The sequence below is a fragment of the Neorhizobium sp. 05N33 genome (genome assembly GCF_056397445.1).
This window is the reverse complement of sequence record NZ_JBFTNK010000001.1, coordinates 332,397-358,626: the sequence shown is the minus strand read 5'-3', so window position 1 is coordinate 358,626 and position 26,230 is coordinate 332,397. Positions and strand designations below refer to the sequence as shown.

The following is a 26,230-nucleotide window of genomic DNA, read 5'->3' as shown; positions in this document are numbered from 1 at the left end:
CATACCATGGCTCATACCATGGCTCATACCATGGCTCATGCCATGCACCGTGTCACAGAAAAAGGGGATCGACATGTTTTCCAAAGCTTCAAAACTTGCTCTCTCGCTCGCCGTTGTCGCGGGAATGCCCTCTATCGCTTTCGCACATACCGGCGTCGGTGACACAAGCGGCTTCATGCATGGATTCGGCCACCCGATCTCAGGACTGGACCATATCCTCGCTATGGTGATGGTCGGCGTCTTTGCCTATCAGCTTGGTGGCAGGGCCATGTGGCTTGTGCCGACGACGTTCGTGCTGGTCATGGCGTTCGGCGGTGCGCTCGGCGTCCTCGGCGTGCCGGTTCCCTTCGTCGAAGTCGGGATCGCGCTTTCGGTCATTGTGCTCGGCGCGATCGTCGCACTCAACGTCAAGGCACCGATCGCGGTCGCAATGGGAATTGTCGGTCTCTTCGCCATCTTCCATGGTCATGCCCATGGAGCCGAGATGCCCGAGGATGCAGGCGGTGTCGCTTATGCGGCCGGCTTCATGATTGCGACGGCTCTTCTTCATGCGTTGGGTATCGCCCTCGGCTTCGCGATCGGCAAGGCCGGCGAGCGCAGCGGTCGCGTTGTGGTGCAGTCGGTCGGCGGCATTGCTGCATTGGCGGGTGTCGGTCTGCTGACCGGCGTGATTTGATACCCCGTCACATGACCTGAACATGCTCGGTCGAAGTCGGTATGTCGTTCGGCTTCGATCGCGACTATGAAAATTGGGACTACGCCTCCTGATTATCGAAGGCCCAATTGAGCGCGGAGACCGTGATTGCAATTGCCGCGCCCGGCCAGATCATCAGCATCGGATGGTCGAAGATAAAGATGCGGTATTCGAAAAGCATCGATCCCCAATCCGGTTTCGAGGGATCGGCGCCGAGTCCGATGAAGGCCAGCGAGGCATACGCCACGACGGCCAGACCCGCCTGGTTTCCCACATAAGCGAGCATCAACGGCAGCGTATTCGGAAGAAGGTGGCGGAAAATCATCCCGAATGACGAGACGCCGAGACTTTGCGCCGCGAGAATGAAAGGTTGGCCGAGCACCCGCTTGCTCAGCGAATGGGCAAGCAGCGCATGCGGCCCGATGCCGGCGAGGCCGAGCGCCAGGCCGGCGCTGAGTGGCGAGAGCCCAAAGATCGCCGCCGCCGTCAAAGCTACCACGAGCGTCGGCACCACGATGAAGAATTCACAGCTGCGCAGGATGAGCGTTTCGCGCCAGGTCCCGAGAACAGCGGCAGCGGTGCCCAGGAGCGTGCCGGCGGTGAAGCCGATGAAACCGACGGAAAGGATGACGCAGGCCGTCCGCCAGCCGCCGGCCATGATGCGGGACAGGAGATCGCGGCCGAGATGGTCGGTTCCAAACACATGGCTTGCCGTCATGCCGGAATGGCGGGCAAGGATATCCACGGCATCCGGATCATGCGGCTGCCAGACACCGCCGAGGATCAGAAAGGCGGCGAGTGCCGCGAGCAGGCAATATCGTACCATCAGGATCGGGCCATCAGGCGAGACGCGGATCGAGGAAGCGCATGGCGAGATATGCACCGCCATTCATCACGAGCATCCAGAGGGCGACGACCATGACATAGGCCTGCAGCACCATCTGGTCACGGGCGGCGATGCTCTGCACCAGGAACTGGCTGATGCCGGGCAGGCCGAACAGAATTTCCATCGTCGCCGTCGAGCCGATCACCCAGCCGGCTTCGGATCGCACGGCCGCCAGCAGCCCGTAAAGGGCGCTGCGATGGCCGTGCCGCCACAGCGCCTGCCGTTCCGACAACCCCTTGGCAAGCGCCGTTCGAAAATGCGGCTGCGCGGCGGTTTCCGTCAAGTCGCGGCGATAGACGCGGGCGAGGGCTGCAACGGAATGCAGGGCGATCAGCAGGATCGGCAGGACGACGGCCGTCCAGTCGTTGGCGAAGGGCCTCATCCATCGCAACTGCACGCCCAGCACCCAGAGCAGCACGAGCCCGAGCCAGAAGCCTGGCACGGCCTGAACGAAGACCGAGAGTATTCGACTGAAGCGATCGACCACTCCTTTCGGCCGAGCCGCCGCAAAAAACCCGAGCGGAATTGCGAGCACAATGGCGAGCCCCAGGCCGGCAAGACCCAGGGACAGCGAAACGGGCAGGCGCTCGAGGAATTCGCCAAGCACCGGTTCTCCCGTGCGGAAGGATCGCCCCCAGTCTCCCGTCAGAAAATTCAGGAGCCAGTGGACGTAGCGGAGCAGCAGGGGCTGATCGAGACCCCACTGTGTCCTGAGAGCCGCGACGGTTTCGTCCGTCGCCGGCAGGTTCCAGATGCGGATGGCGATCGCGACCGGATCGGCCGGCATCAGGGTGATCGCGGTGAAGGAGGCGAGTGAAGCCCCCAGCAGGCCCGTCAGGGATTGAACGCCGAACCGAACCGGGCTCATGCCGCCTTACTTCGCCTCGCCGATATCGGCGCGCAGCACGTGATAGTCGGATCCCCAGGGCTCGTAGTTCTTCAGCCGCTTCGACATGCCGACATACCAGACCGGCGAGACCAGGAAGGAGGCCGGCGCCTCGGAAAACAGCTTTGCCTGCGCGTCAAGTGCGATCGTCACGCGCTTGACCGGATCGCCTTCCGTGGCGAAGCGGTTGAGGATAGCGTCGAAGTCCGGTGAAGCGTATTTCGCATAGTTGAGCGAAGCGCCGCTTCTCAGCATCGAGTTCAGGAAGAAGGCGGCATCGCCGCTTGGCGCGGTATGCTGGGCCCAGAGCGCGATGTCAAAATCGCCGGCCGCGGCCACCTGCGAAATATTCTCGACTACCTGCGTGTCGATCGCCACGCCTATCTTCGCAAGTTCGACCTTGACGACTGGCAGCATGGTCACGAGATCGGGGCGTTGCGGATAGGTGATGGCGAGCAGGCGAAGCGGCTTGCCATCCTTTTCGCGGGCGCCGCTGTCACCCTTCTTCCAGCCGGCTTCATCGAGAAGCGCGCCGGCCCTGGCGAGATCGGTCGGGCGCAGGTCCTTGCCGGCGAACGGGAAATAGGCGGCATAGGCGCCTGTTGCAGGATCTCCACCGTTGATCGCCGCGGCCAGTTCCTTGCGGTCGAAGGCAAGATCCAGCGCCTGGCGGACCTTGACGTCGCCGAGCAACGGGCGGGTCGTGTTGAAGAAGGCGAGATACTGGTATCCGACCGGGAAAGACTTGATCGTCAGGTCCGGATTGGTCTTGAGGCGGGCAACAACCTCCGATGGCAGGCCGAAAGCGAGGTCCAGTTCGCCGGCTTCGAGCGCCAGCGTCATCGACTGCGCATCGCCGAACTTGCGGAAACTCACCGGCGAGCGCTTGTCGGCTCCGACGAAATGCGTGTTCGGCTCAAGCGTGATCGACGCATCCGTCTTGAAGGCTGCGATCCGGTAGGGACCGGTAAAAACGGCATTGCTGTCGCCGGCCGGCTTATAGGCGATCAGCGGCCATTCGGCGAAAAGCGCCTGGATATAGGGAACGGGCTTCTCCGTCCTCACCTTTAGAGTGAGATCGTCGGCGGGCTCGAAGGTCAGCTTGCCGCCGGTGGCAAGCGCCGCCTTGTTGTTGGCGAACGTGTTGTCGAAGCCGGCGGCGAGCGCCTTGGCAGTCACCGGCGTGCCGTCGGAGAACATCCCGCCGGGCTTCAGCGTGATCGTCCAGGTCAGGTCGTCGGTACGCTTCGCCTTGTCGGCGAGTTCCTGTACGAGCTTGCCGTCCCTGTCGACGGTGAAAAGGTTCTCGCCCACTCCATGGCTGACCAGCGCCCAGCCGTTCGAGCCCTTGGCCGGATCCGTGCCGCTGGTGATGTAGGTGGCGCCGACGCGAAGCGGTTCGGCCGCAAACGCGGTTGCGGCCGTGCTGACGGCCGCCGTAGCAAGCCAGGCCGCGGCCAGGCGCGACATGAGTCTGGATGACAATTCTCTCTCCTCAGTTCTGTTCGGACGATGTGCGCAGCCGCTGCTTGCGGCCGGTCGGGTGATAGGCGAAATCCTCGACGATCGCGTCGCGGAGCAGATGTTCGGTGATGATCCGGTCGACCGCGTCTTGGTGACGCCGCCGTAATAAGTGCCCTCGGGAAACACTTGCAGCACGGGCGCCAGATTGCAGGGTCCGAGACAGGTGGATTTCGCCGTCATCGTGCCGTCGCCGGTGACGCGCAGCTTCCGGCGTTCCTGCTGGTTACGCAGATGATTCCAGATCACCTCGGTGCCGGCCGAATTGCAGGCTCCGCCGGCGCAAACGAGGGCGCGCCGCTTCTGGGCGGGTACGAGCGAGCCTTCCTGGGCGACAGGTTTTGCGGTGGGAACATCAAGGCCTTCGGAGGTTTCCAGCAATTCGCCGATGAGCGGTGTCATCAAAGCGCTGGAAGAGACGTCTCTGGAAATCGAAAGCGCCGGCCAGGGCTGTTCGTCCGACGCCCTCCAGCGTTTCAGCGACTTGGTCAGCCAGATATGGAAACTCGGCTCCATCGGCAGGACGAGAGGGACGATGGTGAGGCTGTCGACATCCACGTCGAGCAGGGCGGAAAGCGCCTCGCGCAGGGATGGCGTGCCCTGCTCGGTGAAGGCAAAGCGAACCACGGTACCGGGCCGGGATTGCGCCACGAGACCGGCCAGCCGCCGCATTTCCAGATGGGGAGACGCAGCAAAGGCGGATTTCACGATCAGCAGGATCGCCCGCCTCGGCGCGCCGGATGGAATGTTGTTCTGGTCCACTGCCTCGATCTCAAAAACGCGAGGAGGCAGCAAAAATGACGGCACGCCAGGATCCGGAAATTACCGGAGGCCCAATGCACCTTCATTCCTGTGGCACACCCCGACCACGGAATTTCTCTCTGTCAGGCAGGTCTCCTGGCTCGCGGGTCAAAGCCTTTATCGCCCGTCTTCCCGGCATTTCTGCCAGTGACTTGATGGACGAACGGCTCACCGCTCACAGTTGCGGGACAGCTCCGGTATCACACCGGATTCCCTCTTAGCTTCCGCCCTTCGGCGGAAGAACCACGACGCGATGACCCTACACTGTCATGGTCGACTGTCAATCGACTGGTCTCAAGCTTTCGCTTATGTTGCCTGGCGATCCCAACTTGGGAATGGGTCCAGCAGGTTGTGCCAGAGTTGAGGTGTGAAGACCTCGCTGTCGATCAAGCAAAAGTCCAATTCCGCTCGAATTTTCGCCTCATCCACAGGGTCGGCGCCGATAAAGACAATTTCCTGGCGGCGATCGCCCCAGACCGGATCCAGATAGGGGGCCATCATTTTGAGGAAGCCCGGTTCCTGTGGCCATTGACCCTTGGGAACGGATGTCCACCAAAGGCCCATCTTGCTGGTGCGGACAAGGCTCCTGCCTGACTGATTTCGCCGACATAGTGAGGTCGCGTTGCAAGCCAAAAGAAACCTTTCGCACGGACCACGCCAGGCCACGGCTTATCGATGAACGCCTGAAGTAGCGCGGGATCGAAGGGCTTCTTTGCACGGTAAACAAAGGAGCGAATTCCGTACTCGTCCGTCTCCGGAATGTGGTCCTTGAAACCATGCAACTCCTTGCCCAGTCGAGCGATGGGATTTCTGTTAATCCGGAACGCGTGCAGGCATGCCAGGAACAAGCGTCCAGCTTCGACGTTACCCGATCGCAGCGCCAGCTGGCGCGGTCATTCATTTCCAGTGGAAATCACAGTGAACCTCGGCCTCACAAACAAACGCGTTCTCGTGACGGGAGGCAATTCCGGTCTGGGAGCCGCAATCTCGAAGGCCTTCGCCGCGGAAGGCGCCCGAGTTGCAGTCAACTATCTGGTCAACCCCGAACAAACCGAGATGCTCGTTGATGAGTTCACCGCCGCCGGAGGTCAAGCTCTCGGGCTGATGGCCGACATAAGCGACGCCAGTGCAGTCGATGCAATGTTCCGCGTCATGGACGATGCGTGGGGCGGGATTGATGTGATTGTGAACAACGCCGGCATTGACGGTCGCTTTTCGCTTGGGTGGCAAAGTGATGTCGAGGCGTGGTGCAAAATCATCGATGTCAACCTGAAGGGGACCTATTTTTGCGCGCATAAGCGCTCAAGCGCATGGTCGCGCAGAGGTCGGGCGTCGTGCTCAATACGACCAGTGTCCATGAGGTCATCGGCTGGACCGGCTACAGTGCTTACACGGCCAGCAAGGCGGGAATATCAATGATGTCAAAATCCCTGGCGCAGGAAGCGGCGCCGCATGGTGTGCGTGTGCTTTGCTTAGCGCCTGGGGCAATTCGCACGCCGATCAACAGGCCAGTCTGGGAGGATGCCGATGGATATCGAGATTTGCTGACGAAGATCCCGCTGCAGCGAATAGGTGAGCCAGAGAACGTCGCGGTTATGGCCATTCTGCTCGCGTCAGACGCCGCCAGCTACGTCGCCGGGACGACCGTCTTCGTCGATGGCGGCATGACTGACTACCCCTCCTTTGCGCATGGCGGGTGATCGCGGCCATGGTCAGGCGCATCGAGGATTATGGGCTGATCGGCAACATGCTGTCTGCAGCACTTGTGGGCAAGGATGGGTCAATCGATTGGCTATGCTTGCCCAGGTTTGACTCACCTGCTTGCTTTGCAGCGCTTCTCGGAACCCCCGAAAACGGCCGCTGGCAAATTACGCCGGTAGGGAAGGGAGCGAAAGTGAGCCGGCGCTACCTTCCTGACACTGCAATCCTTGAAACGCGGTTCGAGACGCCTACTGGTACTATTACACTTACGGATTTCATGCCGGTCGGGGAGCGGGATCGCTCGCTTGACGTGATCGCATTGTGACCGGTGTCTCCGGAACCGTCGAAATGGAAATGGAGCTGGTCCTGAGGTTCGAAAATGGTCAGGCGATCCCCTGGGTACGCCGTAAGGATTACGGGCTCAGCGCTGTCGCCGGCCCTCACGCCGTTGAACTGCATACCGATTTACCGCTTCTGGGCCGCAACATGCTCGACCTTCGAAACGACCTGGGCTTGCTGGCGGAGGAATATGACACGGTCGCTGGCCGGCTGCTCGGCAATTTCCCTCAGGCCCTCTCGCACATCGGTCTCATCAACACGGCGCACGATCTTGTCAGTGTTGGAGGCCCGGCGCAGCAACGCGCCCAGAAGACCGCGCCCAGCAAGCCACACAAGGTCTCTTCCTGAGTCGCTCTGGCAACTCGATTTGGCTCGGCCCGCCGGGGCAGCCTTCGTCAAGAGATCCTTATCACGAGGGCGCCGTGTCGGCTCTCTCTTGCCGACTGGGACGAGCTGCCTAAGCATAAGCGAGGCACCGCAGACGAGCGTCTTCACCGATTTAGGAGAAATTCCGAGAGCCCTCCCGTTTTCAGGAAGGTTCACTCCAGTGCCCATGAGCCGCCGCGACCCGGTCTCGGCTTCGGTAAGGTCAAAGATGTTCTGCAGTGCCGGGTTTGCACGTGGTATTTTCTTTCAGGATCGACAATATGGATAAGGACCCGCGCGTCCCCATCCACCGCATCCCGCGGCGAGGACGGTGTTGGGGCACGAGCGGAGTGACGACACAAGTGGGGCGGCGTGCGCACCTGACTATGCGCCGGCAATGCTACGGCGGTGTCGCCAGTGGCTTTTCCAGTGCACCCAGGGCCGCTCTCAACGATGGCCACTGGGGCGCCGCCTGATCGAGCCTACGTGGCTGTGGTAAGGGTTGAAAGCTGATCGGTGTCGAAACGGTTTCGCAGGCTGGCGAGCGCTTCTGGATCCGGGGCACCATCTGCGGCAAGTTGAGCAAGCTCTTGGAAATAATGCTCATGGCCGGGCGGTGAGACTGTCATCAGCACGCGAGCGGGTTTCAGGCTGACATTGGTGATGTTGTGTGGCACGCGTGGCGGAATAAAAATGTAAGTTCCGGGTGTCGCGCGAACCACTCTGTCGCCGATATGCCACTGACACTCGCCCTCAAGCAAGTAGAAGGTCTCCTCCTGAACCCGGTGAACGTGCAGGCCGGTAGCGAACCCTGGAGGAATCGTCCACTCAAACATGCTCGTGTGCTTGGTATCCTCGCCGGTGACGAGAAACAGCATGGGGTGACCACGCAATAGCACTCCGTTTTTCTCACCGGGCATCCGGATGACGGCGTTGTTGCTCATTTGTACCTCCATCGATTAGATGCCTGCTTCCAGAGACATCCTCTTCAGGATCGCCGGTTCATTTGAGAAAGTCGTGAACCCTTCCCCTAAAAATCTGCTAAAAATATTGAATGATAAGTGGGAGCGACATCTACCAGTTTGGCCCGTTCCGCCTCGACCCAGCGGCCGGCATTCTTTATCGAGGAGACGAGCCGACAATGCTTGGGAGTCGCGCCGTCGCACTGCTGCGCCGGCTGATCGAGAACGCAAGAGCACCCGTGTCAAAAGACGCGCTGATCGCGGCGGGTTGGGGCGGATTGGCGGTCGCCGATAATAACCTGAGTGTTCAAATTGCGGCCTTGCGACGGGTGCTTGCGGAAGCAAACGCCGAGCGGTGGATCGAGACGATCCCACGGCGTGGCTATCGGTATGTCGGACCTCGGGTTCTCAGAAGTGTTCACAATGCGCCGGGTATCGGCCGCGCCGCATCGATTCTATCGCTCCCGGAAAAACCTTCGGTCGCTGTTCTACCTTTCTCAAACCTGAGCGACGATCCAGAGCAAGAGTATTTTGCTGACGGAATGGTCGATGACATTATCGCCGGCCTCGCACGCATTAAGTGGCTGTTTGTAATCGCGCGCAACTCGACCTTCATTTACAAGGGATATGCGGTGGACGTGAAGCAGGTCGGCCGGGAACTTGGCGTGCGCTATGTCCTAGAAGGTAGCGTGCGACGGGTAGGCGGCAGTGTGCGGGTGATCGTGCAAATGATCGATGCATCGAACGGCGGACATGTGTGGGCCGAGCGCTATGACCGTAGCTACGAAGATATTTTTGCGCTTCAGGACGAGATCGCGCTGTCAACAGTGGGTGCGATCGCACCCAGCGTGCGAAAAGCAGAGATTGAACGCGTCAGGCGGAAACGTCCCGAAAGCCTTGATGCCTATGATCTTGTGCTCCAGGCCCAGCCTGACGTCGATTCAGGCATGCCGGCGCAAGTGACGAGAGCTCTTGGTCTTCTTAAGCGCGCCATCGCACTCGATCCCACCTATGCGCTGGCGCACGGAAATGCCGCGATGTGTTATCATTGTTTGTTTCTCCGCGCCGGCCTTCAGGAGGTCGACCGCACCGCTTCCATCCACCATGCCCGATTGGCTATTACCTATGGGCAAGACGATGCACTCGCTCTGACCTGGGCAGGATTTTCGATCGGCATGGATGCTCATGATCGACCCGCGGCTTTTGCATCCTTGGAAGCAGCACTGGCGATCAGTCCATCATCAGCGCTGAGCTACATCCTCGGCAGCGTCATCCTTGGCTGGAGCGGTGAGGCCGAGCGCGCGATAGAGTGGAGCGAGCGAGGGTTAAGGCTAAGCCCTTTTGATTCTTGGGCTTGGGCTGCGTTTGACGCCCAGGCGATGAGCTATCTATTGCGCGGCCGCTACGAGGACGGCTGTCGTGCCGCTTACAAGTCGGTCCAGGCCAATCCTGCACATAGCATCACTCACGCGCAACTGGCCGCCGCGCTGGCAAAACTTGGCCGCATGGATGAGGCGAGAGCGGCCGCCGCCCGCGTGCTCCAGCTTCAGCCGTCATTTCGCTACAGCCGTCAGTTTGCCGGCGTGAACTGCGCGCCAGCACTGGCATCGGCTCTTGGGGGCGCCTTGCGGGACGCCGGGTTGCCGGAATAGGCGCCGGCCGGTGGGCGGCGGCGACCAAACAAATTTGGGAGGTACTTGAAGGTCTTCTGTCCGGTTCTGACAATCTTATGATGCGGCGGCCCTGGCTGCGGCGAGGCTTGCGTGGTCGACGACCTGAACGGCGGCCGAAAAGGAGAGAACGATAACAGTGAAACCGTCCTCGTCCGTCACCTTCATGATCCATGCTGAAACATCGGTCTCGGTCAGCATGAGCCCCTTGAGGCACTCAGCGACGGCTTCGCCGCGGACGCTCTGAAGGTCAGGATGCTCGGACCCGACGGTGTCGGGAATCGAGATGCCATCATGAAGGTTGAAGAAGTACCGGGCCGTCTGGCTGTCGCTCCTGTGCAGGCAAGAGCGAAACGTGATCTCTCAGCCACCCGCGCCTGGGACCGTCAGCAGATGATCAATCTTTATCCGCTTCAATAACGTTCTAAAGAAGGGCGCTAGTCCGAGGGTGGCTGCCCATGTGAAGGCGTTGCTGCGGTCGTGGCGCCACGAGCAGCCCCCCGCTCTAGGTGCTCCGGAGGGCGCATGGGACCAGCCGCCGGACTACTAACGAGGCGGGATTTTTATGTCCCCGTTTAAAAGATTCCTTCTAATCGAGCGGCCAAACCTCGACGACGCCATGCGCCACAGCGCAAGGGACGCCTGAGACCTTTTCGATAGCTTCAGCCAGATCAGCCGCTTCGATTACGGCGAAGCCGGCGACTGGCAAGGTTGACGCCATGAACGGCCCATCGAGGGTCTCGATGTGCACCGCCTCTGGATTGCGCACCTGTACCGGTGTCCCCGCGACCCCTATCAGTGCACCCTCCAAGCGCAATTTCGCGTCCTGCGCATGGGCAGCGTCCCTGATATGCTGCGGTGTGCGATCGTAGTCATCGCGATCGCCGTAGCCGATTGTGATAAACTTAGGCATCGAGTGCTCCTTTCGAAGGTTTGACGGATGCTTGAGCGATGTCCGTCGGGCTCTGCAATCACGCATCCAATTGCAAAATGCAATCAGTATGTATACCAACTGATTGTCTTTTGCAATCAGTATCCGCAGCCTAACCGGGGAGCGGACAGCAAGACCGCCCAGGCGCCAAGCCGATGAATCGTTGTCATTGCGATCAAGAGCTCGGCATGGATGTTGTGGGCGAGAAGACGCCGGCCGCTCGAGTATGGGCCTTATCGGGTCGATCCCATGGCTAGATAGATTCCTGGCGCAAACTACTATGTTACGTTCATCGCCACCAACCGGGGACGGCCGAGGGTTACCAAATGCTCCCGCGTGCCGCATGCTACGAGGTGCCGCCGCGCTGTCTTCCCGACGACCTTTGCCTGCGTTAGGTCCAGAGCTCCAACCTCTCTTGGACTGCGCCTCCGGTCTCGTTCCGGATGACGAAGGAAGACGACTGCTGATCGAGCGGACGATCGCTGCGATCACCAACAATCCAGATTTGCTCGACGATGGTCCTGTCTTGGATAATGGACAAGCTGGCATCCGATCGACTTACTCCAAATACCAAGCTGGGATTGGACGAATGACTGAACAGCACCTGCTGACTCGCCTGCGCGCCGGGTTGCCTGTGCTCCACTTAGCTGAATGACAGCTTGGACTTCGGACCCATCGCCTTTGATCTTACCCGCCCTAGCTGCTCAATTATGAAGCAAAAAAACGCAGCTGTGCTAACCCTGATAGTGATCGCCGTCGCCTCGGCATCTTGGTCTTTGATTGACTTGACCCGTCTTCTGGGCGGCTAAGCGTGCTTCTGCGATGGGAACAGCTTGTTTGCGACGGAGTTCGGGTTTCTCAGGTGCGGGGAGAACGCATGACGAGATACTATTTCCATGTTCGCCAGCACGATGTCCTTGAGGAGGATCCCGAGGGCGCCGAGTTCCCTTCCTACGAGATGGCTTATGAAGAGGCGGTCAGGGGCGCTCGTGAGATTGTCGCAGACCAGGTTGCCAGGGGCGAAATCGTCGACGGCCAAACCTTCGAGATCACCACTGAAAGTGGTGAGGTCATTGGAACGGTGCCTTTTAGTTCTGTTATTAAGTTTAAATGACGTTGGGCATTTCCAGATGGAATCCAGCATCCGATTTCAATCTAGTACGGATCCGCAAGCAGCACACACAAGCGTAGTGAATGCGGAACGGGAGCAGCCGCCCACATTCCACGTCGCGCGTGGATTGAATCGCGGGTCTCCCGTTCATCCTTTCAAGGCGGCACCACGGCCAAATTAGACGCCGGCCAAGCTAGGGATATTACCGTCGCGCCAAAGCGCGGTGAAGGGTTGCACCGGCGGCAGGTTGAGCCATTGCTCCCTGTGTCGAGCGAAGAGCTCCGGACCGGTTCGGAACGGCATCGGCGAGCTTGAACTGCCTGACAAGCTCGCGCAGCTTCTGGGCTTCCTGAGCGAGTGAGGCGGAGGCAGCGGTCGATTGCTCCACCATGGCCGCATTCTGCTGCGTGGTCTGGTCCATTTGATTGACTGCAACGTTGACTTCGCTCAGGCCGACCGACTGTTCTTTGGAAGAGGTTGCGATCGCATCCATATGCTGGTTGATCTGGGTGATGAAGCTGACGATGGTCTTGAGAGCCTGGCCTGTATCCCGCACAAGCTTGACTCCACTCTCCACCTCCTTGGAGGAGTTCTGGATGAGGCCCTTGATCTCCTTAGCCGCGCTGGCCGAACGCTGTGCAAGTTCTCGCACCTCCTGGGCAACGACTGCGAAGCCCTTGCCGGCCTCACCAGCCCTGGCCGCTTCCACGCCTGCGTTCAGGGCAAGAAGGTTGGTCTGGAATGCGATTTCATCGATCACACCGATGATGTTAGAAATCTGTTGCGACGAAGTCTCGATGCGTCCCATCGCCTCTTCGGCATGAGAAACGACCTCCGCAGACATCGCGGCGCTTCGGTTTGCCTCCGTGGCGACCGCGCGGGTCTCTTCAGTCCGCTTGCTGGAATTCGATACGTTTGCGGTGATCTCTTCAAGTGCGGCAGCCGTCTCTTCAAGCGAGGCCGCCTGCTGTTCGGTACGCTTTGAAAGATCACTGGCTCCCGACGAGATTTCCTGGGTGCCATCGTCAATCGTGGTGATGCTGCTGGAAATCGACGTCAACGCTCCGGCAAGTTGGGTGACGGATTGGTTGAAGTCGTGGCGCAGAGCCTCGAAGTCGGGAGCGAACGCCTCGTCGAGCTGAAAGGCAAGATCGCCTGCAGCGAGCCGCCTCAAACCGGCCGCGAGACCCGATGTGGCAACCAGCAACCGCTCACGGGCATCCGATTCCGCCTGTTGCTGGGCTGCGATGCGATCGGCCTCCGCCTGCTTCCGGCTTTCTTCCGCTTCCATCTCCATTCGCTTGTTTGCGATGGCGGCCTGGCGGAAAATCTCTACCGCTCCCGCCATTGAACCGATTTCATCGGCACGGCCGGCGAACGGGATCGTGGAACCGGTCTCGCCCTCGGCCAGTCGCCTCATGGAGATTGTAATCTGGGTAATGGGATTGGCAATGCCTGTCAGCACGAATGTAATAGCGCCGACAACGAGCAAGCCTGCAAAACCAATTGCGGCAAACAGATAGAATTTGACAGACGCGTAGGTCGTTCGGCTCGCGTCTGCGGCCCCTTTGCTGCCGCTAACATTCAATTCCACCAGAGCCGTCGTCAATTCTTTCAGCTTGTCTGAATAGGTACGCATCTTCCCGCCGAGATATTGTCCGGCCTCTTCGGTCTTGTTCGCGCGGGAAAGCGCGAGAAGCTGCGGTTTGCTGGCGATGTAGCTCTCGACATTCTCTTTTATTCCGGCGATCAGCTGGCGCTCACGCTCCGAGGATGCCAACGGAAGATAGGCATCTATCGATTTGCGAACCGTATCCTCGGCGACTGCAATAGCCTCTTCGCGCGTTTTCTTTTCCGCTTCCACCTGGGTGATGATGTGATCGCGGTAAGCGAGGCGCAAATTCGCCATGTTAAGATTGATCGTCCGGGATGCCTGTACGCTCGGCAACCAATTCGTGGCGATTTCTTCGGTGGAGCCGTTTGTCTTGCTAAGGCCATCGATCGCAAGATATGCGACTATGGCGAAAAGGAGCGCTATTCCGCTGAAAATCAGGAGCAGGCTCGACTTTATGCTTGGACGACGCATTCAAGGACCCCCGTTGGAAGCCCGACCCCGTGGCGGACTGACAAGGAGTTTTCTAACAAAAACAATTTAATGCTTTGCTTATATGTAATGCTTGGTTTCCCAACCCTTCGGAATTCCGCCCGCCGGACCCTGCGCAATCAAAGGCAGGCGCTGCCGGCTCCGGGAAATACCTGAGCGATAATGGCCTCTTGAGACGCAAGCCAGTCGATTTCAAGACTGTCTCGCTACTTCCATCCGCGCAATTCATGGCGGACCTAGAGTCCCGGAGCCTTAACCGGCTGCGGGGCTTTTTTTGTTCCGGCGGGTTATCGCAATGGGCTTCCAGGGTGAAGCAAGCATAGAAAAGCCCCACCAGCAGGACTGACTGGCAGGGCTCCATGTCGGGAGTAGAGCGCGGTCGCGCTGCGTCCGTTCTCCCGGAAAAGTTCTCGGCCGCCCAATGGTCCTCAGCGACGTGAGCTTTCCCGGCCTCCTTATGCTGACCTAACCGGCCAGATCGGGAACCGTTCCCCCACATCTGGTCATAATGGCGGTAAGCGAGATAGTTGGGAGCCCTGTTCCTCAAATCAGAATAAGTTGGGTTTGCGGTGCCGGACGAGATCTCTCAATATATCGGGTCTCGGCCGATCTGAATTTCCGTCCCTGTATCCAGCACGATATGCAGGTCACGGATCATGCCTGCTGCATCCAGCAAGGCACGTTGAACCCGAGCACCAGCAGCGTTCCCAAAGGGAATGGCAGCCGCTACGATCTGAAGCTCGTTGAGCTTGTCCGGTTGGCGGCTCTGATAAGCTCTGAAATGAAGTCGCTCGTCGAGGTCAATGCAGCGTGTCCCCATCGGGCACCATACCGACCGAATTCATGAAGTCGGCCAAGGTATCGGCGCTGTCTTGCGGGAGGTCGAAATACGGTTTTCCGCCGATGAACACGGTTCTTCCGGTCGTGGTGTCGAATATCTCCCACGTCGCCCGGCCGTCCTTTCGGATGTCGAAGCGAGGTCCCCCTTTCGCCGTCATAGGGTTGCCCTCTGACGCCGGTAGGTGGGTTGGTGGTGGAAGAGCTTCATGCGCCTGGGCGAGCGTTTCGAGCCAGGCAGCGAGACCAGAGGGAACCTCTTCGTTGCCAACTTCCAGGGCTTCGATCCACGACAGGCCGCATTGCAACGCCGACGCCAGGTTGATTGGCGTCCAGCGGATGTGACGCAGGCATTGGTTGAAGCGGTCGGGAGTCATGAAGCAGCATTGTCACCCTCCGGGCGAAAGTCAAGTTGCAATGGCAGATCGTGAGTTGCAAAGCACCTACCTACATGAGGCTCGGCCGGTGGTGGAGAGCCCATCGGGCCCGGATGCCGGCTCACGTTAAAGGGTAAGCAAGACGGCTGCCGTTCTTCGCACGTGAGCGTATTCTTCTTTCAGCATGGATGGTCGGTTGAGGATTCGCAGCGGACGTCAATAGATTTGCTGGAGATCCGTTCACTTCCATGTCTGATGGATCCCTCAAGACCTCAATTCACGAGCGCCGCCAGGTTTCTCTAGCCAAGTGCTAGCCGACCCCAGGACCAGAGCGATCGTTTCGTGTAGCTCTTTTATCGAAAAAGGTTTTCCGATCAGCGGCTGGTCAGCGAAGTCGTGAGATAAGCCGCTCTGCCCATAGCCGGTGCTGAATAAGAACGGTATGCCGCGCTCGCGCAGTATTTCTGCAACGGGGAAGCTGGGATGACCAGCCAGGTTGACGTCCAAAATCGCCAGATCGATCGTCGCTGTGGCAGCCAGTGCACGTGCTTCCGCTAGTCGTGCTGCGGACGCCACGATCTCGCAGCCAAGATCTTCAAGCATGTCCTCGATCATAAGGGCCACGAAACCCTCGTCCTCTACAACGAGTACCTTCAGTCCGGAATAGTTGCTCATGCCTTCACCGCCTCGACAGGGACCGATATTCGGCAGGCGACACCAGCCGGCTCAAAGGCGAGGTCAAACTCACCTGCTAAATCGCGCTCGATACAACGTTCCATCAGGCGGCTGCCGATGCCGCGACGCGTCGGGGGGCTCACCGGCGGCCCGCCGACTTCCAGCCAATCAAGGACCAGCCTCGGTTGGTTCTCCGCCTCTCCCAGTAGGTGCCAGTTAACTGATAAAGTACCCACTTCCGATGACAACGCTCCATATTTGATGGCATTGGTGGCAAGTTCATTGAGTGTCATCGTCAGGCTCAGGGCGGTGCGTGGATTGAGAACGACCGGAGGGCCGTTCATCTTGATCCGGCCCGCGGCATCACTGGCCATTGGTCCCAATACTTCCTGAGCAAGCAAATCCAGAGGCGCATCCTTCCAGTAGTGCCTGGTCAGCAGATCGTGACCGCGGGACAGGGCAAGCAGCCTTGCCTCGAATCTATCTACGAAGTCCTGCAGACCGTCAGCATGTCGTGCCGTCTGCCCCGCCAGCGATTGAACGGTGGCGAGTGTGTTCTTTACCCGATGATTGAGCTCATCGATGAGGATCTTCTGCTCGTTCTCGGCCTTCTTGCGCTCACTGATATCGACCAGCATGTTTATCGCGCCGATCAGATTGCCATCGGCGTCATGAAGGGGCGTGGGGTAGGGAATAAAGGGAACGCGGCTACCATCGGGCCGCTCGGCGACCGCCTCCGCGCCTCGAACTGGACGATCTTCTCTCAGCGCCACTGCCATAGGGCACTGGTCGTGCGGCAAAAAGCTGCCGTCCACATTGTAGAGGCGCCAGGTGACGCACCACACGTCGCCGGGTGAAGGCGTGCGGCCGGACATCTCCACGGCTGCCTTGTTGTAGAAGGTGATATGTCCTGCCGCGTCACTCGTGTAAACGGCCGCCGGCAGCGCCTCCAGCAGATCACGCATGTGCTGTTCGCTGGCGCGTATCTGGTCTTCCATCTGCTTGGCCGCGGTCACATCCTGCAGGACGCGCACGCCATAACGAAAGCCGCCGGCCTCGTCCCTCACCGACGAACTATGGACGTCAAGGTAAACCATAGTGCCATCGGGGCGGATCGCCCGTTTCCGAATGAAATAGGTGTCCAGATCTCCCTGTAGCTGACGCGTGTAGTGAGCCGCATCTTCCTCCCGATCCTCCTCCTGAGTATAATCGAAGAAGGTCATGGTGAGCAGCTCTTCACGGGAGCGTCCCAGCATCCCGCAGAGCGCGTCGTTGACGCGGAGCAGGCGCCCTTGCGCATCTGCCTCTGCAATGCCGATTGTGGCCGCCTCATAGGTGGCCGCCAGTCGCTCCTCGCTTTCGCGACGCGCGGTCTCGGATTCGAAAAGCTCTGTCACATCGGTCGTGAAGCAACGCGTGTTAACGAACTTCCCATCTTGGAAACGGCTGTTGGACGTAATCAGCACATGTTTGATGGAGCCGTCCTTGGCGCGCAGCCGCGCAGGGTACCGATCGAGCTTGTCGCCGCAGGATAGCCTATGGAGGATGTCTCCAATAACGGGCGCATCGGCGTGAAACTCCGCTATGTGGCGGCCGATATATTCTTCGGACCCGTATCCCAGAAGGGCTAGTTCCGCCTTGTTCGCACGCTGAATGATACCGTCGCCACTGACGATGTGGAGGCCGATGGCGCTGTTTTCGAAAAAGTCATCCAGATCAGCGCCTTTCCGACGGACTTCCTCTTCTGCTGCCCTGTGCGCGGAAATGTCCTGGAAGCAGTTTATTGCTCCCTGAACCTTTCCCTCGTGGTCTTTCAGGGCGCGGATGTTGACGAGGGCGAGGAAGCGCGAACCATCGGGCCTCTCGATAATTACCTCAGCGTTGCGAGCTGGCGCGCCGGTGAAAACGGCCGTTGCCATCGGGCAGACTTCGTGTGGGAGTGGCGTCCCATCGGGGAGGAAAAGGCGGTGTGAACCGCAGAAACGCTCTGGAGTTTCCTCGAGCGACGGTGCCCGCCCCCAAAGCTCTGCCGCCTCCGCGTTGTAGCGGATGAGCCAGCCTTCATGGTCACAAAGATAAACTGCCCCCGGTATGGCATCAAGAACGCTGGGCGCTGCCGCCACCAACGCGTCATATTCGCTCAGCTTTCTAGCGGTGATGGGAAATTCTTCGACATTCGACATCCGCGTTCCTGCACCTGCTACTCTTCGGGCGACCCCGCACCCCCGATCTTTCGCGCAAGGCGCAGATCAGATAACTCAATGAAACGACCGAAACGGCGGTTCGTTCCATGAGAGCCGCACCATTCTGGAAGCGATGGGCAAATGCCTGTAGCCAAAGGGCGATCGCTAGGGAGGGGCGTTGGTCCTGATCATCGCGTTGGCCTTTTGGTGAAATCGAAGCTGCTCGGCGCCTCGATCGGCGCCGGCAGGCTGATCATCGACCATGCCATCTTTTCTTAGCGTCGCCTTACATGCTAGGCGTAGGATACCTCTAACGTCGCGACATTCCCGGATGATTTGTAGTAGTATTCACCTATGAGAATCCTCGTTGTCGAAGACAATCATGAGTTAGCGGCGTGGCTTGGCAAGGCGCTCAAGCAGGCGAATTATGCGGTCGATATCGCACATGACGGCGAAGACGCTGGCCATCTCCTGAAGGTAGCGGAATATGCCGTCGTCATTCTCGATCTGTCACTTCCGAAAATTGACGGCATGACACTGCTCAAGGGGCTCCGACAAGCCGGCAACAAGGTCCCCGTTATCATCCTCACCGCCAATGCCAGCCTCGATGGCAGGGTCGCCGGACTGGATGGTGGTGCGGACGATTATCTTGCCAAACCTTTCGAGATAGCGGAGCTGGAAGCCCGGATCCGCGCGCTTGTCCGGCGCGGCCATGATCGGGCATCGCCCCAAATAGCCATCGGAGACTTACTTTTCGACGGCGGCACGCGCCAGTTCACCCTGGCGGGCGAGACGCTGGTTCTAACGCCGCGGGAACATGCGGTACTCGAACACCTTGTCCTGAAGGTCGGTACGACGGTCGCAAAGGCAACATTGTCGGAAAGCGTCTTCGGCTTCGACGACGCAGCCGACGCAAGCGCGATCGAAATCTACGTCCATCGGGTGCGCAAGAAGCTCGAGGGCAGCTCCGCCCAGATTGCAACGCTCCGCGGCCTTGGCTACATGTTGCGCCATGCTGGGTGAAAACGCCAAAAGTCTCGGAAAAGGCGCCTGGCAAACCATCCGGCTGCTCGGTGCAAGTCTGCGCATCCAGCTGTTGGCATGGATTTTTCTGACCCTCATCGGTGCGATCTGCATCAATCTCTACCTCAGTTTCCTCACAGCCAACGCGACGGCCAACCTTATCTTCGACCGGACATTGATGGCCTCGGCGCGCGTGATTGCCGAGGATGTCACCGTCGACGAAAGCGGAGCAGCGCAGATTGATATACCGCCGGCGGCGCTGGAAATGTTCGATACCGGCTATCGGGACCGCGTTTTCTACCGGGTGATCACGGCCTGGGGCAATCTCGTCGCCGGATTTCCGGACCTGCCGGAATCGACGGGGCCGGGGATCGGCGAAGAAGCGGTCTTTCACGATAGCCCGGTGCGCCTGCTGACGCTTTACCATCCTCTGGTCGGATTAAAACACCAAGGCGACATAGCGGTAACCGTCGCGGCGACCCGCAACGGGTGGACGGCAATGAGGGACGGGCTCTGGTTATCGGATTTCAGCAAACAGCTGGTCCTCGCGCTGCTTGCCGGAACTGTCACGATCGTCGGGCTGCAACGCGGCTTGGCGCCGGTCTTGCGCCTGCGCGACGCCGTTCGCGACCGGGGGCGCGAGCGGCTTGATCCGCTGCCGCTCGACATCGTGCAGACGGAACTGCGCCCCCTTGTCGCGACGCTCAACGACCATATGGAGCGCGTGCAAAACCAGATTGCGGCACAGAGGCGGTTTGTCGCAAACGCAGCACACCAATTGCGTACACCCCTCGCGCTCATTGCGATGCAGGCAAGCGTGGCGGCGCGCGAGGCAGACCCGGCGCGGCGCGACGAGGCCCTGCAGTCCCTGCGAACCAGCACGCGCCAGATGACACGACTGGCAAGCCAGTTGCTGACCCTCTCGCGTGCCGAGCCCGGAAGCCGTCGGCCTCGTAGCGACAGGATCGATTTTGCAGCAACCGTCCGCCAAGTCCTGGAATATCATGCGGAGGAAGCATTGGGACGTGGTCTGGACCTCGGCCTCGAGGCCGACGAGCAGCCGATCTTCGTGGAGGGCGATGGCACGATGCTGCGCGAGATGGTCGTCAACCTCGTGGATAACGCACTGCGCTATACCCCGCCTGGCGGAACCGTGACCGTGAGGACCACGCGTGAGGGCGACGAGGCCGTGCTGCAGATCGAGGACAGCGGCCCCGGCATTCCCGAGGGCGAAAGGGACCATGTGTTCGAGCGGTTCTATAGGATTGTCGGAACACAGGCTGAAGGAAGCGGGCTCGGATTGGCGATCGTGCGGGAAGTGGTGACCGGCGCCGGCGGAAACGTCTCGCTCAGGGACGCGACGACCGGAGGGTTGCTGTTGACGGTGAGAATTCCGGCTGTCGGCCCCTGATCGAACAGATCCTGAAACAAAAATACCCGGCGTCGGTGTTCTATGCTGATTCCCTGGGAGGATCATTGAATATCGAGGCTCTGCTGCGGGCGCCACTTCGCCAAGCGATTTTCGATATGCGTCATGATGAATTCCGCGATCAGCGTTACGATCATCACAAGGACGATCGCGGCATACATACCTGCAGCGTCGAAGGTACCCTTGGCGATTGAAATCAGCTGGCCGATACCGAAGCGGGCGCCGACAAACTCTCCGACGATAGCGCCGATGATGGCAAAACCGAAGGAGACGTGAAGGCTCGCAAAAATCCAACTCATGGCCGAAGGAACGATCACGGCCCGCGTGACCTGCCAATCAGAAGCACCGAGGATCCTCGCATTGGCGATCATGTTGCGGTCGGCTTCACGAACCCCCTGGAACGCATTGGCGAACACGACGAAGAATACCATGATGAAGGCAAGCGCCACTTTGGATGGCAGGCCAAGGCCGAGGATCATGATGAAGATCGGTGCCAGAACCACACGCGGAATGGAATTGATCGCCTTGATATAGACCGACAGAACATCCGACAGAAAACGGTTGCGACCGAGGCTTACACCAACGATGACGCCGGTAATGGAGCCGCAGAAAAAGCCAATCAGAGCCTCTTCCATCGTCACCCAGAGGTTGTACCAAAGTGAACCTTCACTGGTTCCGTTGACCGCCCAATCGTAGAGACGGAAGATAATGTCGCTCGGGCTGGAGTAGAAAAACGGGTCGATCCAAAGCAGGTTGGATGACAGCTGCCAGAGTGCCACAACCGCGACGAAGATCCCGATCTGCAGCGACAGAACCTGCTGCTTACGTCTCTTGATCGCGCGGAGCGCTGCGGCCTCGATTTCGGAATCCGATGTGCCCGGGCGAAAGACGACGGCCGGTACGTTGTCTGCGATGATGTTTGCCATGCTTGTCTCCTTACGCAGCTTCGCTGGAACGGCGATAGCTGGCCTCGACCTCCTGTCGGAGATCCTCCCAGATCGTCTTGCAATAGTCGATGAAGCGCTGCTCGTAGCGAATTTCCGACACTATCCGCGGTCGTGGAAGATCGATCGTGTAGACGGACTTGACCGTGGCTGGGCCGGCTGTGAGCACATAGACCTTGTCGGCCAGCGCGACGGCTTCCTCCAGATCATGGGTCACGAAAACGACCGAAGCTTTCCGTTCCGCCCACAGTCTCAGCAATTCCTCGTGCATCACGGTGCGGGTCTGCACGTCGAGCGCCGAGAAGGGTTCATCCATCAGCAGGATTTCCGGCTCGTTGATGAAGGTCTGCGCCAGCGATACGCGCTTGCGCATACCGCCCGAAAGCTGATGCGGATAGTGATGCAGAAACTTTGAAAGGCCGACGCGCTGAAGCCAGCGTTTGGCGCTATCTTCTGCTTCCTTCTTACTCTTGCCGCGAAACAGGGGGCCGGCCATAACATTGTCGATGACATTCCTCCAGGGAAAGAGCGCGTCCGTTTGGAAAACGAAGCCGACGCGCGGATCAATACCGTCGACGGGTCCGCCCATTAGCCTGACCTCGCCGGCGCTCGGCCGCGCAAGACCCGTTACCAGGTTAAGCGTGGTGGATTTGCCGCAGCCGGTCGGGCCTACGACAGCGACGAATTCGCCTTCTTCCACGGACATGGTGAAATCGCGCAATGCTGTCAGCGACTTGCCTGTCGGAGAGACAAAGCGCCTGCTGACATTGAGAAGCTCGATAGCCGGCTTCCGAATGTTGATGTCTGACATTGGTTTTTCCTGACGCGCTGGTAAGGCTCGCATGCGAAGCCGAGGCATGCCCGCCCCCGGCGAACGTGCCGGAGGCGGATATGAAAGCGGCTTACATAACCTTCTTGACGAATTCCGTGGTGTAGGTCTTCGAAAGATCGATCTGCTTGCCCTGCATATTCTTCGAGAAGGACGAAAGAACAGAGAGAACGGTCTTCGGACCATCTTCCGGCATCACGCCGTCGGCGGTAAACATTGCCTTACCTTCGTCAAGCGCTTTGACGTATCCTTCCTTGTCGCCGACATAATATTCCTTCGGCATCTTGTCGGCGATCTCGGCGCCGGAATGCGTATTGATGAAGCGCAGCGTCTTCACGAAGGCATTGGCAAGCTTCTGGGTATCGTCCTTGTGGGCATCGACCCATGAGGTTTCCATGTAGAGCGAGGCTGCGGGATAAGTGCCGCCGAGCGCCTGGCGTGCGCCTTCCATCGTGCGCATATCGACGAGGACGGTTGCTTCCTTGGTCTTCAGAAGACGGGAGATCGTCGGTTCTGTCGTCATGCCTACCTGGATCGCATCTTGCTGCATGGCGGCGATAAAGGTCGCGCCTGCGCCGACCGGAACGGAGATGACGTCGCCGGCCTTCAGGCCAGCCTTGTTGGCCATGTATTGGGTCAGAAAATTGGTCGAGGAACCAAGGCCGGTGACCCCAGCGCTGTGACCCTTGAAGTCAGCGATGGACTTGATTTCCGGATGCTTGGCCGAGACGAGTTCGACTTCTCCCGGAGCCTGACTGAACTGGACGACCGATTCGACGAACTTCCCCTTCCCCTGCAGGTCGACGCAATGGTCATAGAAGCCGACAACGCCCTGGACGGCGCCGGCCAGAAGCTGGTTTTCGGCGTCGACGCCGGCCGGTTCGTTCAAAAGCTCGACATCCAGGCCTTCATCCTTAAAGTAACCTAGCCCTTCAGCCAGTTTTGCGGGCAGATAAATCTGCTTTTCGTAGCCGCCGACCATCAGCGTGATCTTGCCGGCTGCATGCGCGGAATTTGCTGCAAGCATCGACGCGAGCATGACGACGGACAATGCAGCCGAATTGGATAATGTGCGTGTAGAACGCATGAGGTCTCCTCCTGAGTTTTCGTATCGCACTTACGTTGCCACGACGGCCACGCGCTCCTCTGCGACAACGTGAAGATAGCTGGCCCAAGCTTTCAACCAGCTTTCAAGCCGATCAAGAATGAGGAAAAAGGTTCCGACTGAGGCTCTTCCGCATCATACTTGTTGGGCGGGTACTAACGCGACGCCTTCATTGAGACCAGCCGTACTACGAGGCACGCGATAAGGCCGGGCCTGTCCTGGCGCTTGGCGAGTGCGACCCGCGCCCCTTGTCTTTCAGCTGCCGCCTTCGCGACCGCAAGCCCTAAGCCACTCCCCTCGCTATCCTGAGGGCTGACGCGGAAGAACCGCTCGAAGACGCGCGGCATCTCTTCGTCCGCGATGCCGGGTCCTGTATCGCGGATCTCGATCCGTGCCTCTTGTCCGGCGACCTCGACCGAGACATCGACGGTTCCACCCGACGGCGTGTAGCGCACGGCGTTCTCGACCAAATTGTCGAGTACGATTTCGAAATCGGCAAGGGCGCCGATCGTGACGGCCTCATCCCGGCGGGTGATGCCAAGATCGATCGACCGACTGCTAGCAAGCGGTGTCAGGCGCCCGATGGTATCGACAGCAAGCTGGACGAGGTCGATCGGCCCCGGCACGGGCGCGGGTTCGCGGGCATCGTAGCGCGCCAGGCGCAAGAGCTTATCTACAAGGCTTGTGGACCTGCCGATCCCGGCCTCCAGCTCGGACAACCGTTGGGCAAATAGGCCATCGCGGTCGTCGTGTCTAAGGTTGTCGATTTGAATCTGCAGTGCCGAGAGCGGTGTGCGCAATTCATGGGCCGCATCGGAAACGAACTGCCGCTGTCTCTCCAGCAATGCGCGGAGCCGGGCGAGCAACAGATTGATCGAACTTACGAAGGGAATGACTTCAGCGGGCACGTCGTCGATCGGTACGGGGTCGTCCGCTGCGGCGTCTCGAGAGGCGATCGCGACGGCGAGGCGATCGAGCCGGGCCATGATGCGATCAATGATCCAGCTCAGCGTCAGCAACGACAATGGAATAAGAATTGCGATCGGGAGCGCCGCCTGAAGCGCTGCATTGGCGGCCAGCTCCTGCCGTACGCTCATCTCCTGGGAAACCTGAACAGTTCGATCCGGCGTCACGAGCGTGTAGACTCGCCAGTTGCTATCGGCGGCTGAAATATCGGCCAAACCGTTCGCCTGCTGCCGGGGAATAGCTATGGAGCGATCCGACTGTTGCAGCGGCTGGCCGGACGCATCCCAGACTTGGATGACGAAGTCGTCCTCGGGATCGTGTGGTGCACCGTTATCTGGGCCTGTTTCTGGCGATGAACGGGCATCCCCGACATAGAGCGCGATCTGCCGCAGCTGATTGTCGAGGAAGTCGGATGCCTCGTTCCTCACCAGGACGTACGATGTCGTCGCCGCGCAGACGCCGATAGTCGCCATTAAGCCGGCGAGCCATGTGAAAGCCGTGCGTCGGATCGAAATCGTGCCTTTCACTTGGGAACCATCCAGCCAGCTCCTCGGACGTTGCGTATGATATCCTTGTCGAACTTGCGTCGCACGTAATGGATGAGCACGTCGATCGTGTTGCTTTCCACCTCTTCCCCCCAACCATAGAGCCTTTCCTCAAGCTGGCTGCGCGAGAGGATGGTTCCGGGGCGCTCCAACAGGGCCTGAATCAGGGCAAATTCGCGCGCTGGCAACACTTCGCTGCACCCGCGATATTTCACCTCATGACTCGATAGATCGAGCTCAATCTCGCTCGTGTAGAGGATCGAAACCGCCTGACCGCCATGCCGGCGCAGGACCGCGCGCATGCGTGCGAGCAGTTCCTTGACCTCGAATGGCTTCACCAGATAGTCGTCGGCCCCGAGGTCGAGTCCCGCGACGCGATCGTCGAGTTCGTCACGGGCGGTGATCACCAGGATTGGCCTCTTGTCGCCGGCCGTTCTCAGCGAACGCAGGATTTCCAGGCCAGAACGGCCGGGCAAGCCGATGTCGAGCAACACAAGGCCATGCCCGCCAACCGCGACGGCTTCTTCCCCGAGTTGTCCGTCACGCACCCAGTCTACCGACATACCGGCATCGTCGAGAGCTTGCACGAGGGCCCGACCAAGCATGACATCATCTTCGATCACAAGAATTCGCATGCTTCAAGGTAGCCTAAACGCATCCACCTGCACAGATTTTGGTGCAGGTCGACTGCACTATGGCTGATCATCTAAGACCCTCCTAATTCTGTTGGCGTCACATGTCTTCTCGAGACCGCAGAGGAGCGTTAATCATGACTGTCCGCTATCGAATATCCGCCGCACTAACCGCGCTGCTCATGCTGTCATTCGGCGCGTTTGCTCCCGCTGTGGCGCAGGAGAAACTCGTGGCGCCCGAGACGAACCCGCCCGGTGACATTCCGGATAATCAGGTCTTCATTACCTACACCTCTCCTGACGGATTTGGCTTGAAGGTGCCCGAGGGATGGTCACGGACCCCGATCGATCACGGCGTTCGGTTCTTCGATAAATACGATCAGATAGATGCCACCCTTGATACCGCGAGTGCTGCTCCAACGGTTTCTTCAGCCAAGGCCCTCGTGATCCCGGACCTCAAGGCAGCCGCACACGCCGTCAAAGTCACCACGGTCAAGGATGTAAAGCTCGCGGCCGGGCCGGCCGTTCGCATCAGCTATCTGTCGAATTCCGCGCCAAACCCGGTCACGAACAAGCAGATCAGGCTCGAACACGAGCGCTTCATTTTGTTCAAGGATGGCAAGACGGTCACCCTCGATCTTGCCGCACCGGCGGGTGCGGATAACGCCGACCAGTGGCAGCTGATCTCCAATTCTTTGCAGTGGAGGTGAGTG

The 26,230-nt window shown here is 59.5% G+C and carries 24 protein-coding genes, 3 pseudogenes and 1 riboswitch; of the genes and pseudogenes, 10 read left to right on the top strand and 17 right to left on the bottom strand.

All coding sequences use genetic code 11. The features are described 5' to 3' along the window. Positions 1-73: 73 nt before the first annotated feature. The gene (locus AC1DLT_RS01725) at positions 74-676 is read left to right on the top strand and encodes a HupE/UreJ family protein (RefSeq protein WP_477485680.1); all 603 of its coding nucleotides are present in this window, start codon (positions 74-76) and stop codon (positions 674-676) included. A 79-nt stretch (positions 677-755) separates the two neighbouring features. On the opposite strand, the gene AC1DLT_RS01720 is transcribed toward AC1DLT_RS01725, so the two are convergent. From AC1DLT_RS01720 to AC1DLT_RS01705, 4 genes and pseudogenes are all read right to left on the bottom strand, one after another. Next, a complete protein-coding gene (locus tag AC1DLT_RS01720; protein ID WP_477485679.1) occupies positions 756-1,583 on the bottom strand; it encodes an ABC transporter permease in 828 nt (275 codons plus the stop codon). Next, entirely contained in the window at positions 1,534-2,448 is a 915-nt protein-coding gene (locus AC1DLT_RS01715; protein WP_477485678.1) for an ABC transporter permease, read from the bottom strand. The genes AC1DLT_RS01720 and AC1DLT_RS01715 overlap by 50 nt, the downstream gene beginning before the upstream one ends. A 6-nt stretch (positions 2,449-2,454) precedes the next feature. Next, positions 2,455-4,749: an ABC transporter substrate-binding protein gene (locus tag AC1DLT_RS01710; protein WP_477485677.1), complete on the bottom strand. Its 2,295-nt coding sequence runs from the start codon at positions 4,747-4,749 to the stop codon at positions 2,455-2,457. A gap of 108 nt (positions 4,750-4,857) precedes the next feature. Further along, positions 4,858-5,052: riboswitch (cobalamin riboswitch) on the bottom strand. Between the two features lie 42 nt (positions 5,053-5,094). After that, positions 5,095-5,576: pseudogene (locus AC1DLT_RS01705) on the bottom strand (CobW C-terminal domain-containing protein); the annotation flags it as partial. On the opposite strand from AC1DLT_RS01705, the pseudogene AC1DLT_RS01700 reads away from it, so the two are divergent. From AC1DLT_RS01700 to AC1DLT_RS01690, 3 genes and pseudogenes are all read left to right on the top strand, one after another. Beyond that, positions 5,548-6,488: pseudogene (locus AC1DLT_RS01700) on the top strand (SDR family oxidoreductase). The pseudogenes AC1DLT_RS01705 and AC1DLT_RS01700 overlap by 29 nt on opposite strands. An 8-nt stretch (positions 6,489-6,496) precedes the next feature. Further along, entirely contained in the window at positions 6,497-6,814 is a 318-nt protein-coding gene (locus AC1DLT_RS01695) for a trehalase-like domain-containing protein (protein WP_477485676.1), read from the top strand. A gap of 23 nt (positions 6,815-6,837) precedes the next feature. Continuing rightward, on the top strand, positions 6,838-7,176 hold the full coding sequence (locus AC1DLT_RS01690; RefSeq protein ID WP_477485675.1) for a glycoside hydrolase family 15 protein: 339 nt from the start codon (positions 6,838-6,840) through the stop codon (positions 7,174-7,176). Between the two features lie 500 nt (positions 7,177-7,676). Here AC1DLT_RS01690 and AC1DLT_RS01685 read toward each other — a convergent pair whose 3' ends face one another. Beyond that, positions 7,677-8,138, bottom strand: coding sequence for a cupin domain-containing protein (locus tag AC1DLT_RS01685; RefSeq protein WP_477485674.1), 462 nt, complete (start codon positions 8,136-8,138; stop codon positions 7,677-7,679). Positions 8,139-8,248: 110 nt separating this feature from the next. On the opposite strand from AC1DLT_RS01685, the gene AC1DLT_RS01680 reads away from it, so the two are divergent. Beyond that, on the top strand, positions 8,249-9,808 hold the full coding sequence (locus AC1DLT_RS01680; protein ID WP_477485673.1) for a winged helix-turn-helix domain-containing tetratricopeptide repeat protein: 1,560 nt from the start codon (positions 8,249-8,251) through the stop codon (positions 9,806-9,808). A gap of 75 nt (positions 9,809-9,883) precedes the next feature. Here the strand turns inward: AC1DLT_RS01680 and AC1DLT_RS01675 are convergent, their stop codons facing one another. After that, a complete protein-coding gene (locus AC1DLT_RS01675; RefSeq protein WP_477485988.1) occupies positions 9,884-10,108 on the bottom strand; it encodes a DUF6894 family protein in 225 nt (74 codons plus the stop codon). Positions 10,109-10,120: 12 nt separating this feature from the next. On the opposite strand from AC1DLT_RS01675, the gene AC1DLT_RS01670 reads away from it, so the two are divergent. Then, positions 10,121-10,246: a hypothetical protein gene (locus tag AC1DLT_RS01670; RefSeq protein ID WP_477485672.1), complete on the top strand. Its 126-nt coding sequence runs from the start codon at positions 10,121-10,123 to the stop codon at positions 10,244-10,246. 169 nt (positions 10,247-10,415) lie between these two features. Here AC1DLT_RS01670 and AC1DLT_RS01665 read toward each other — a convergent pair whose 3' ends face one another. Continuing rightward, entirely contained in the window at positions 10,416-10,739 is a 324-nt protein-coding gene (locus AC1DLT_RS01665; protein WP_477485671.1) for a YciI family protein, read from the bottom strand. Positions 10,740-11,634: 895 nt separating this feature from the next. On the opposite strand from AC1DLT_RS01665, the gene AC1DLT_RS01660 reads away from it, so the two are divergent. Continuing rightward, a complete protein-coding gene (locus AC1DLT_RS01660) occupies positions 11,635-11,871 on the top strand; it encodes a DUF6894 family protein (protein ID WP_477485670.1) in 237 nt (78 codons plus the stop codon). Positions 11,872-12,070: 199 nt separating this feature from the next. Here AC1DLT_RS01660 and AC1DLT_RS01655 read toward each other — a convergent pair whose 3' ends face one another. The 5 genes and pseudogenes from AC1DLT_RS01655 to AC1DLT_RS01635 form a co-directional block, all read right to left on the bottom strand. After that, a complete protein-coding gene (locus AC1DLT_RS01655) occupies positions 12,071-13,954 on the bottom strand; it encodes a methyl-accepting chemotaxis protein (RefSeq protein WP_477485669.1) in 1,884 nt (627 codons plus the stop codon). A gap of 818 nt (positions 13,955-14,772) precedes the next feature. Next, entirely contained in the window at positions 14,773-14,970 is a 198-nt protein-coding gene (locus AC1DLT_RS01650; protein ID WP_477485668.1) for a hypothetical protein, read from the bottom strand. Beyond that, positions 14,967-15,186, bottom strand: a pseudogene (locus AC1DLT_RS01645) (hypothetical protein). Before AC1DLT_RS01645 ends, AC1DLT_RS01650 begins: the two are co-directional and overlap by 4 nt. 264 nt (positions 15,187-15,450) lie before the next feature. Next, positions 15,451-15,861 carry a response regulator gene (locus AC1DLT_RS01640; protein ID WP_477485667.1) on the bottom strand — a complete coding sequence of 137 codons (411 nt, stop codon included), beginning with the start codon at positions 15,859-15,861 and terminating at the stop codon, positions 15,451-15,453. Beyond that, the gene (locus tag AC1DLT_RS01635; protein ID WP_477485666.1) at positions 15,858-18,044 is read right to left on the bottom strand and encodes a PAS domain-containing sensor histidine kinase; all 2,187 of its coding nucleotides are present in this window, start codon (positions 18,042-18,044) and stop codon (positions 15,858-15,860) included. Before AC1DLT_RS01635 ends, AC1DLT_RS01640 begins: the two co-directional genes overlap by 4 nt. Positions 18,045-18,398: 354 nt before the next feature. Here AC1DLT_RS01635 and AC1DLT_RS01630 point away from each other — a divergent pair, with 354 nt between their 5' ends. After that, positions 18,399-19,067 carry a response regulator gene (locus AC1DLT_RS01630; protein WP_477485665.1) on the top strand — a complete coding sequence of 223 codons (669 nt, stop codon included), beginning with the start codon at positions 18,399-18,401 and terminating at the stop codon, positions 19,065-19,067. Beyond that, complete coding sequence (locus AC1DLT_RS01625; RefSeq protein ID WP_477485664.1) at positions 19,057-20,478, top strand: sensor histidine kinase; 1,422 nt, start codon at positions 19,057-19,059, stop codon at positions 20,476-20,478. The genes AC1DLT_RS01630 and AC1DLT_RS01625 overlap by 11 nt, the downstream gene beginning before the upstream one ends. A gap of 62 nt (positions 20,479-20,540) precedes the next feature. Here the strand turns inward: AC1DLT_RS01625 and AC1DLT_RS01620 are convergent, their stop codons facing one another. The 5 genes from AC1DLT_RS01620 to AC1DLT_RS01600 form a co-directional block, all read right to left on the bottom strand. Then, positions 20,541-21,422, bottom strand: a complete 882-nt coding sequence (locus AC1DLT_RS01620; RefSeq protein WP_064250170.1) for an ABC transporter permease — start codon at positions 21,420-21,422, stop codon at positions 20,541-20,543. Positions 21,423-21,432: 10 nt separating this feature from the next. Next, positions 21,433-22,251 carry an ABC transporter ATP-binding protein gene (locus AC1DLT_RS01615; protein WP_477485663.1) on the bottom strand — a complete coding sequence of 273 codons (819 nt, stop codon included), beginning with the start codon at positions 22,249-22,251 and terminating at the stop codon, positions 21,433-21,435. 91 nt (positions 22,252-22,342) lie between these two features. Next, a complete protein-coding gene (locus AC1DLT_RS01610; RefSeq protein ID WP_477485662.1) occupies positions 22,343-23,356 on the bottom strand; it encodes an ABC transporter substrate-binding protein in 1,014 nt (337 codons plus the stop codon). Between the two features lie 173 nt (positions 23,357-23,529). Then, positions 23,530-24,867 (bottom strand): ATP-binding protein, encoded by a 1,338-nt coding sequence (locus AC1DLT_RS01605; RefSeq protein ID WP_477485661.1) that lies wholly within the window; start codon positions 24,865-24,867, stop codon positions 23,530-23,532. After that, the gene (locus AC1DLT_RS01600) at positions 24,864-25,520 is read right to left on the bottom strand and encodes a response regulator transcription factor (RefSeq protein WP_477485660.1); all 657 of its coding nucleotides are present in this window, start codon (positions 25,518-25,520) and stop codon (positions 24,864-24,866) included. Before AC1DLT_RS01600 ends, AC1DLT_RS01605 begins: the two co-directional genes overlap by 4 nt. A gap of 134 nt (positions 25,521-25,654) precedes the next feature. Between AC1DLT_RS01600 and AC1DLT_RS01595 the strand changes: the two genes are divergently transcribed. After that, positions 25,655-26,227 carry a hypothetical protein gene (locus AC1DLT_RS01595; RefSeq protein WP_477485659.1) on the top strand — a complete coding sequence of 191 codons (573 nt, stop codon included), beginning with the start codon at positions 25,655-25,657 and terminating at the stop codon, positions 26,225-26,227. Positions 26,228-26,230: the final 3 nt, after the last annotated feature.